Source organism: Streptomyces phaeochromogenes, assembly GCF_001418655.1.
GTDB lineage: Bacteria > Actinomycetota > Actinomycetes > Streptomycetales > Streptomycetaceae > Streptomyces > Streptomyces phaeochromogenes.
In genome coordinates this window covers 35427-44218 of record NZ_LIQZ01000267.1, presented here as the reverse complement: position 1 = coordinate 44218, position 8792 = coordinate 35427, and the positions used below count along the sequence as shown (strand labels likewise).

Below are 8792 nucleotides of genomic sequence, written 5' to 3'. Positions count from 1 at the left end.
GGCGGCCTGGGGGTCGCGGGCGCGCAGGGCGGCGGCCAGTGCATGGTGCTCCTGGGGGATGCAGCCGAGGTAGCCCTCGGTGCTGTGGCCGATGCGGGTCAACAGGAACAGGTGGACCTGGCAGCGGATGGACTCCCAGGCCGCGGCGAGACGCTGGTGGCCGGTGGCGGCGAAGACGGCGTCGTGGAAGGCGATGTCCAGGCGGACCATGTCGTGCGGGTCCGTCGTGTGCTCCATTACGCCAGCCGCCTTCTCGATGACGGCAAGGTCCTCCTCGGAGGCGCGTGTGATGACCTGCTGGACGGCGAGGTCCTCCAGCGCGCCGCGCAGACTGTCGAGCTCGGCGACATCTTCGGCGGACAGCGCGGTGACGACGGTGCCGCGGTGCCAGGCGCAGTGCACGAGTCCCTCGCGCTCCAGTACGCGCAGAGCCTCACGCACCGGCCCTCTGCTGACCTGCAGGACGCCGGAGAGTTCGACCTCGCGCAGCGGTGCCCCGGGGGCGTATGCGCCACTGAAGATCGCCTCCCGGATCCGGTCGGCGACTTCGTCGGCCAGTCCGCGACGGCGGGCGGGGGCCACCGCGTCAATGAGTTGCATCTTCTCCATGTCGCAATGTTAACATTCGCGTGTTGTCGTAATGTCAACATTAGGACAAGCGGAGGGCCGGTCATCTCCGGCCAGGAAAGAGACGATTCCATGAAGGTGTTCCAGATCGGTGCCGCCGGTAGTGTCGGCAGGAGGCTCGCCGGCCTGCTGTCCGAGCGCGGCGACGAGGTGACCGGCATGCACCGCAGCCCGGCCCAGGCCGACACGATCCGCGCGACCGGTGCGACGCCGGTGACCGGCGACCTGATCGCCGACTCTGTGGAAGAGCTCGCGGGCAAGCTCGCCGGACACGACGCAGTGGTGTTCTCGGCCGGCGCGCACGGCACCGGCATGGACAAGACCACCCTGATCGACGGCAAGGGCCTGGAGAAGGCAGCCGACGCGGCTGCCGCTGCCGGGGTGACACGGTTCGTCCTGGTCTCGGTCTTCCCCGATGCGCTGCGCGGCGGCGAGGCCGGTGAGGGCTTCGAGCACTACATCAAGGTCAAGAAGAGCGCCGACGTGTACCTGACGCACACCGATCTCGACTGGCTGATCGTCCGTCCCGGAACCCTGCTGGACACCCCCGGCAGCGGCCGGGTCACCGCCGGGCCTGCCGTCGAGTACGGCGACGTGCACCGCGACGATGTCGCCGCGTTCATCGACGCGGCTCTTCACGAGCCCGCCCTCAGTCGCGTCGTCGTCGAGCTGACGTCCGGCGACACCCCAGTCGCGGACGCGGTCGCCCACCTGGCCGCCTGAGCCCGGCTCCCCCACCCACCCCCCACCGGAGAAGGACAACCACCATGACTGCGATCGATTCCTACAGCCACGGCGTCTCGGGCGAGCGCGAGTTCGGCTTCGCCCAGGCCATCAAGGTCGAGCACACGATCTATGTCTCGGGCCAGCTCTCCCACGACGACGAGGGCAACTTCCTCTACGCGGACGACTTCGAGGCCCAGACCGAGCAGGTCTTCGCCAACTTCGAGAAGGTCCTCGCCCACTACGGCGCCACCCGCAACCAGGTCGTCTCCGAGACCCAGTACATCGTGGACCTGCCGAAGTACAACAACGCGATGGCGGGCGCCAACCTGGCCTACTTCGGTGACCACCGTCCCACCAGCAGCACCATCGGCGTGGCCTCGCTGTTCTTCCCCGGACAGCTCATCGAGACCAACTTCGTCCTCGACACCCGTCTGCCCGCCTGATGGCACAGGCGTACTGGAGCTACGTCTTCACCAGCTCCGCAGACGAGACCTGGGCGGTCGTCCGGCAGTTCAACGGCCTGCCCGACTGCACCCGGCTATCCGGGCGAGCGAGGTCATCGGAGGCGGCAACGGGCTCACCCCCGGTGCGGTCCGCCTTCTCACCGGGGTGGACGGCAGCATCTACCGGGAACGGCTCGTGGGCCTGGACGAGGTCGACCGGAAGCTGAGATACGAGATCGTCGAGGCACCGCTGCCGGTCCGCGGCTACCTCTCGACGCTGCACGTCCAGCCCGTCGCCGACACCGGCGGCGCCTTCCTCTGCTGGCACGCCACCTTCGACCCGGCCGAGGGCACCACCGCCCAGGAAGCCGCCACGATCCTCGAAGCGGCCTACGCCCCCGCCCTCACAGGCCTCCACACGCTCCTCACCTGACACCGGGCGGCAGCCGCCCCGACCGACGACACCGATCACGAAAGAAGCACCACCCCCATGAGTTCCCTGTTCACACCCCTCACCCTGCGCTCCCTGCCGATACCCAACCGGGCCTGGATGTCCCCGATGTGCATGTACTCCGCCGCCCCCGAGGGCCCGGACACCGGTGCGCCGACCGACTTCCACCTCACCCACCTGGCCTCGCGCGCCGCCGGCGGTGCGGGCCTGGTCATGGCCGAGGCCACCGGCGTCCGGCCCGACGGGCGCATCAGCCCCTGGGACCTGGGCCTGTGGAACGACCGCCAGCAGGAGGCGTTCACCCGCATCACCGCGGCCATCAAGACCCACGGTGCCGTCCCGGCCATCCAGCTCGCCCACGCCGGCCGCAAGGCGTCCGTGGACAAGCCCTGGCTGTCCGACCGCTACCTGACCGAGTCCGAGGGCGGCTGGCAGCCCGTCGCCCCCAGCGCGATCGCCTACGACGGACTCGCTGTCCCGCACGAGCTGACCGTGGAGGAGATCCAGCAGCTCGTACGCGACTTCGCCGACTCCGCCCAACGTGCCCTGGCCGCCGGATTCCAGGTCGCCGAGGTGCACGGCGCCCACGGCTACCTGATCAACTCCTTCCTCTCCCCGGCCTCCAACCACCGCACCGACGCCTACGGCGGCAGCTTCGAGAACCGCATCCGCTTCGCCCTGGAGGTCGTCGACGCCGTCCGCGCCGTGTGGCCCGAGGACCTGCCGGTGTTCTTCCGCACCTCGGCCACCGACTGGCTGACCGAGAACCCGGAGGACGAGCGCGAGGGCTGGACTGGGGAGGACACCGTCCGCCTCGCCAAGGAACTCCACGCCCACGGCGTTGACCTGGTGGACGTGTCCACCGGCGGCATGGTCCGCGACGCGAAGATCGTCGCCGGGCCGAACTACCAGGTGCCCTTCGCGGACCAGGCCCGCAACCAGGTCGGCATTCCCACCGCAGCCGTCGGCATCATCACCGAGCCGCAGCAGGCCGAGGACATCATCACAGGCGGGCAGGCCGACGCCGTCTTCCTCGGCCGGGAACTGCTCCGCAACCCCTACTGGGCCCAGCACGCCGCGCTCGCGCTCGGCGCCGAGCCGACCTGGCCGGACCAATACGCCTACGTCGTCAAGCGCCGCAAGCGCTGACCTCCCCACCCCGTACAGATACAGCCTCCGCCGCGCTCCCCTCACCAGGAAAGGCGCGCTGAACCACCGCACCGGGAGATCCCCATGAACCATCTTCAGGACAAGGCCGTCGTCATCACCGGCGCCTCCTCCGGCATCGGCGCCGTCAGTGCCAAGGCCCTCGCCGTCCGTGGCGCCAAGATCGTCGCCGCCGCCGGCGGCCAGGAAGACCTCGACCAGTTGGTCGCCGACATCGAGAAGGCCGGCGGCACCGCAGCCGCCCGGCTCACCGACGTCACCGACGCCGCCGACATGCAGGCGCTGGCCGACTTCGCCGTCGACACCTACGGGCGTATCGACGTCCTCGTCAACAACGCCGGACTGATGCTCTTCTCGTACTGGAAGGACCTCGCGCTCGACGACTGGAACCGGATGCTCGACGTGAACATCCGCGGCTACCTCAACGGTGTCCACGCCGTCCTGCCCGTGATGCTCCGCCAGAAGTCCGGCCACATCCTGAACATGGACTCGGTGGCCGGCCACCAGGTCGGCGACGGTGCTGGTGTCTACAGCGCGACGAAGTTCTTCGTGCAGGCCATGACCGAGTCCATGCGCCGGGAACTCGGCGTCCACCAGGGCATCAAGGCCTCCACGATCAGCCCCGGCGTCATCGACACCGGATGGGCCGACAAGGTCACCGACCCCGCCGGACGCAAGGCCGCCCAGGAGCTCAACTCCATCGCCATCAGCCCCGAGGCCATCGCCGACGCCGTCGTCTACGCCCTCGACCAGCCCGCCGACGTCACCGTCAACGACCTGATCATCTCCCCCACCCGTCAGAACTGGTAAGCGCCAGGCACTCCACGCCGCTCGGAAGGAACACCACCCATGTCCGGTCTTGCCTCCCCCATTCCCCGCTTCCACCTCGCCGTCCCGGTCGACGACCTGAACGCCGCCCGCCACTTCTACGGCGAGACGCTCGGCCTGGCACAGGGCCGCAGCGCCGACACCTGGGTGGACTGGAACCTGTACGGCCACCAGCTCGTCACCCACCTCGCCCCGGCCCGCACCGAACAGATACACAACCCGGTCGACGGCCACGACGTCCCCGTACCGCACTTCGGGCTGATCCTGACCATCGACGCCTTCCACCGGCTCGCCGACCGGCTGCGCCCCGCGGACACTGAATTCATCATCGAGCCCTACGTGCGCTTCGCAGGCGAAACCGGCGAGCAATGGACGATGTTCCTGCTCGACCCGGCCGGCAACGCCCTGGAGTTCAAAGCGTTCGCCGACGACTCTAAAGTGTTCGCCGCCTGACACCTTCTGTGGTCGGTGCAGGGCCTTCGGAGGGGGCTGCCCGCCCATCCCATTGGGCAGCCCCGTGGCCGGTCTCAGATGAGTCCACGCGGGGCGGCAGCTCGGCGTGGAGTCCGAGATCGCGGTGGCCCCCTCACCCATTCCCTTCAGTGACGGTTCACGCGTTCCCCAGGAGCTTGGCGTCGGGGACATCAAGGAGGTCGTCGAGGCGTTCCGGACTGCGGCGGCACGGGCGAAGGCCGCCGGATTCGACGTGCTCGAGGTGCACACGGCGCACGGCTTCCTGCTCAACGAGTTCCTCTCACCTCTGGCCAACCACCGCACGGACGAGTACGGAGGCAGCCGGGAGAACCGCTACAGGATCGTGCGGGAGACCATAGGCGCGGTGCGCGGCGAGTGGGACGGCCCGCTGTTCGTCCGCATCTCCTCGACCGACTATGCGGAGGGCGGGAACGTTCCGGAGGACTTCGTCACCTACGGCAGGTGGATGAAGGAGCAGGGCGTCGACCTGATCGACGCTTCATCCGGCGGTATCGCCCCGGTGAAGGTGCAGTCCTACCCGAACTACCAGGTGCCCGCCGCGGATCTGATTCGCAGGGAGGTGGGAATCAGGACCGGTGCGGTCGGCCTGATCGAGAGCGGCCGCCAGGCCGAGGAGATCCTGCAAAACGACCGCGCAGACATCGTGCTGGTCGGCCGGGAGATGCTGAAGGACCCTTTCTGGGCCCGGACCGCCGCGGACGAGCTGCGTGCGGCCATAGAGGTCCCGTTGCAGTACACCCGCTACGGGTCGGCCTGGCAGCGCTCGCAGCCCCCGCTGCCCGCCGCGCCGATGGACGCCACGGTCTCCTAACCGGTTCTGCCCTGGTCCCGCAACCACCCCGGGGCAAGGACACCGAACTCGTCGCGGCCGCCCGGGGCCGGGGCGGCCGAAGCGCTCCCGGCACCGGGCGGCGGACCGGCCCTGTGCCCGGAGGGGATGCCCTCCGGGCACGAGACACTCGACAGGCAGCACGACTCGGAGGTGCCCCATGCCGCGGACTCGACCGTTTGACGACCTGCCAGGCTGCGCGATGGAAGCAACAGCCAAGATCATCGGCGGGAAGTGGAAAGGTGTGATCCTTTTCCATCTGCTTGAGGGGACCATGCGGTTCAACGAGCTGCATCGCCAGGTGCCCGGCATCGCTCCGCGCCTGCTGACCAAGCAACTGCGTGAGCTGGAGGAGGACGGTCTGGTGCAGCGAACTGTCTACCCGGTCGTCCCGCCCAAGGTGGAGTACGCCTTGACCGAGGAAGCACGCTCTATGGAGCCGCTGCTGATCGGACTCAGCAACTGGGGTGAGCAGTGGTTGGCCCGACGTGGCATCGTCCTGCTGGATCCCAAGGACACGCAGGAGAAACCCTCCTCCGCCACGCCGCCGACACCGTCCGAGGCTTAGCTTGACTCCGTCGGGAATCCCTGCTTCAGCTCCGCGCGGTCAATTGGCAACGGCGACTTCGACGCCTACTGGCAACACCATCTCGCCGCCGAACGCCAACGCGTCCACCCCACGCTGACCAGTACGCTTACCGCCTGACGGCCTTAACGATCTCATTGCAAGAGAGCTACACCCAACAACCTCGGCGCCCGGCACGCTCCATCGGCTCCCGGTAATCGCGAGCCCCCTACCCCATGGGGCAGCCCCTGTTTCAAAGGTGGTCGCTCATGAAACACCCGGCCGCGCAGTCGTCCACCTGCGGCGATCATGTTTCATGAGTTGTTGCAAACAGCTGGGCGTCTGAAACACCCTCATGAAACGGTCTGAGTCGTGAGCGACGACTTCAAGCGCCTGGAATCGCAAGACGCCCGATGTCCACCTGCGCCGCCCCTGCGGGCTCCTCATGCCGCACCGGCAAGTGCAAGGTGGCGATCCCCTACCACACCGCCCGCTTGCGCCTCGTACCCCAACTCGCCAAGGCGCTCAGTGTGCCGACTCCCACTCACCGTGCGGTTGCCCGACGGTGAGTGGCGCGGATCAGCACGGTGACCAGCGCCGCCAGGTCGAGAGCGCCGTCAGGGTCGTCCGCGTAGCGGGTGGTCTGCAGCGGCCCCACTTCGTCCAGGCGCGCTCCTTCAATCTCCAGGACGTGCGCGAGGACCAGCAGTGCCAGGCGGGCGTTGCCGTCCGGGTAGGGGTGGAAGAAGGCGACATCGAGGTATGCCCTGGCTGCGCGGGCTGTCAGGGGAACCGACGGGTCGGCGCTCTGGTGCAGGCAGACGGCGAAGTCCTGCCATGTGTGGGGCGTGAGGCCGTATCGTTCCCGGCCGCCCTTGGCGAAGGCGTCGCTCTGACGCAGGCCCACCTCGTTCACACCAAGGACCAGCCTCTGCCAGTCGGCGAGCAGGGTCGGGGTGAGCGGCTCTCCCTGTGAGGCCGCGACGCGGGACAGGGCCATCGCGGCGAGCAGCCGACCGGCACGATCCGGGTCGCGAAGGCGGACCGGACCGTCGAACCAGGCAGCGAGTCCGTCGACGGCCGGGCGCACCGGTACCGGGCCTACGCTCGCGGCCGAGGACCAGTCGACCTGCTCCCTGACCTTGCACCACGTTGCCAGCGCGTCATCGCTCACGATAGAACCCGCGACCGGTCAGGCGAATTGCCAGGTCCTCTCCAACCGTGTCGACCAGGGTCGGGGCAGGAGCAACGTGGCTCTTGAACCGGCCGCCGATAGCGGCTTCCACCGCCTTCTGCGCCTCTTCCAGGCCCAGGCCGGTGGAGGTGAGGAACCAGGTCAGCGTCGTCTCGCAGAGCCCGTACCAGGACGACTCGGCGTGGGTGCTGCTGACGACCGCGGTGACGAGGCGGGTCACCGCGCGTTCCAGATGCCAGCTTCGGTCCTCGGCGTCCGCGTCGGGATGCGGTGCAAGCTGCTCGAACCGCTCGGCCACGTCCTCCAGCCAGTCACGCCACTCCAGCAGGCAGGCCACGACGCGTTCGGCGGTCTCCTGTGCCTCTCCAACCGAGTGCGCATCGCAGCACCAGGCGTCGACCGGACCACCGTTGTGGACCGAGTAGTCCCAACCGCAGGCCCAGCGGCCGTAACGGGACACCAGGAGCACGGTGACCTTGTCGATGAATCGAAAGCCCGCCATCCGGTCGGGATCAGCCGTCCGGTCGGCCGCGGAAGGCACCATCGGGACGACAAGCGCCGTCAGCTGTGCCGCCTCATCGTTGTCCCAGTCGAAAGCGTTCCGGCCGGGGTCGGCGGCAGCCCAAGGCAGCGACCAGGCTCGTTCGCGGTGGATGGACGTGGCGTACCCCGAAGTCAGACGTGACGGAACAACGGACGGATCATGCCCACGAGGCCGAGACCTGTCACCCCAATTTGTTGCCCCTGCCGCCCGGCTGCTTTTCACCCGCCCGTGGCTTTATCGACGACTCACGACAGCAGTTGTTCACGACTGCGGGAGGCGCTCTGCCCGGGCCGTAGTCGACGTTCACGAGAACGGGAGGCACCTTCTGAACCTCTCACGCGGCGGGTGGAGGCATCGTCGGCCGGGCCTCGCGCCGGCGTCAGGACGCCTCGTAGGGTGGTCTGATGTCCGATCGTTTGGAGATCAAGGTGTTGCCGCCGGGATCCCGGTTCGCTGCGCAGGTGCGGTTCTGGGTCAACGGCGAGGACATCGTCGAAGAGACGGTCGACAAAGGCGGCCGCGGACCGTACGCCGCCGATATGCTCCCGGCGGGGCGGCCCAGCCCTCTCCGGGCGACCGGAGAGGCCCGCCGCCTGGAGCTGGGGGAACCCGACTGCACCGGCGGGTGCTGCGGCTTCCTCACCGTGGTCGTGCAGCGATTCGGGGAGATCGTGCAGTGGTCGGACTGGGAGGCCCCGGATGCGGCGCACGCCCCCACGCCCCACCCCCCGCCGGAGCTCCACTTTGATGCGGGTCAGTACGACGCCGAAGTCGCCCACGCTGAGGCGAACTCCTGGTGGCAGGTGCACCCCTAGGCCCGACAGCGCACCACCCCGCCCGGCTGCGGACCCACACCGGGCCGGCGCCCTTGGTCAACGAGAACACCTCAGCAGGCCCAGGTGCCGTGGAACTCGCGAACATT

At 68.7% G+C, this 8792-nt stretch carries 12 protein-coding genes and 1 pseudogene; 10 read left to right on the top strand and 3 right to left on the bottom strand.

What is annotated here, in order from left to right:
• Positions 1–582 (bottom strand): GntR family transcriptional regulator (locus AOK17_RS31455; RefSeq protein ID WP_063997319.1); only part of this gene is annotated, 582 nt, incomplete at its 3' end.
• Positions 583–699: 117 nt separating this feature from the next.
• Between AOK17_RS31455 and AOK17_RS31450 the strand changes: the two genes are divergently transcribed.
• From AOK17_RS31450 to AOK17_RS54075, 9 genes and pseudogenes are all read left to right on the top strand, one after another.
• Positions 700–1350: an NAD(P)H-binding protein gene (locus tag AOK17_RS31450; protein ID WP_055615966.1), complete on the top strand. Its 651-nt coding sequence runs from the start codon at positions 700–702 to the stop codon at positions 1348–1350.
• 44 nt (positions 1351–1394) lie between these two features.
• Entirely contained in the window at positions 1395–1796 is a 402-nt protein-coding gene (locus tag AOK17_RS31445; RefSeq protein WP_055615965.1) for a RidA family protein, read from the top strand.
• Entirely contained in the window at positions 1693–2229 is a 537-nt protein-coding gene (locus AOK17_RS31440; RefSeq protein WP_245697484.1) for an SRPBCC family protein, read from the top strand. The genes AOK17_RS31445 and AOK17_RS31440 overlap by 104 nt, the downstream gene beginning before the upstream one ends.
• A gap of 57 nt (positions 2230–2286) precedes the next feature.
• Positions 2287–3396 (top strand): NADH:flavin oxidoreductase/NADH oxidase, encoded by a 1110-nt coding sequence (locus AOK17_RS31435; protein WP_055615964.1) that lies wholly within the window; start codon positions 2287–2289, stop codon positions 3394–3396.
• Between the two features lie 84 nt (positions 3397–3480).
• Positions 3481–4224 (top strand): SDR family oxidoreductase, encoded by a 744-nt coding sequence (locus AOK17_RS31430; protein WP_055615963.1) that lies wholly within the window; start codon positions 3481–3483, stop codon positions 4222–4224.
• Positions 4225–4263: 39 nt separating this feature from the next.
• Positions 4264–4695 (top strand): VOC family protein, encoded by a 432-nt coding sequence (locus AOK17_RS31425; RefSeq protein ID WP_055615962.1) that lies wholly within the window; start codon positions 4264–4266, stop codon positions 4693–4695.
• A gap of 103 nt (positions 4696–4798) precedes the next feature.
• Positions 4799–5548: pseudogene (locus tag AOK17_RS31420) on the top strand (oxidoreductase); the annotation flags it as partial.
• A gap of 220 nt (positions 5549–5768) precedes the next feature.
• Positions 5769–6134, top strand: a complete 366-nt coding sequence (locus AOK17_RS31415) for a winged helix-turn-helix transcriptional regulator (protein ID WP_063997318.1) — start codon at positions 5769–5771, stop codon at positions 6132–6134.
• A gap of 410 nt (positions 6135–6544) precedes the next feature.
• Positions 6545–6700: a zinc finger domain-containing protein gene (locus AOK17_RS54075; RefSeq protein WP_425424652.1), complete on the top strand. Its 156-nt coding sequence runs from the start codon at positions 6545–6547 to the stop codon at positions 6698–6700.
• On the opposite strand, the gene AOK17_RS51740 is transcribed toward AOK17_RS54075, so the two are convergent.
• Positions 6676–7305 (bottom strand): Fic family protein, encoded by a 630-nt coding sequence (locus tag AOK17_RS51740; RefSeq protein ID WP_206190863.1) that lies wholly within the window; start codon positions 7303–7305, stop codon positions 6676–6678. The genes AOK17_RS54075 and AOK17_RS51740 overlap by 25 nt on opposite strands.
• Positions 7295–7870: a hypothetical protein gene (locus AOK17_RS31405; RefSeq protein ID WP_245697481.1), complete on the bottom strand. Its 576-nt coding sequence runs from the start codon at positions 7868–7870 to the stop codon at positions 7295–7297. The genes AOK17_RS51740 and AOK17_RS31405 overlap by 11 nt, the downstream gene beginning before the upstream one ends.
• A gap of 404 nt (positions 7871–8274) precedes the next feature.
• Here AOK17_RS31405 and AOK17_RS31400 point away from each other — a divergent pair, with 404 nt between their 5' ends.
• Positions 8275–8685, top strand: coding sequence for a hypothetical protein (locus AOK17_RS31400; RefSeq protein ID WP_055615960.1), 411 nt, complete (start codon positions 8275–8277; stop codon positions 8683–8685).
• The last annotated feature ends 107 nt before the right edge of the window (positions 8686–8792 follow it).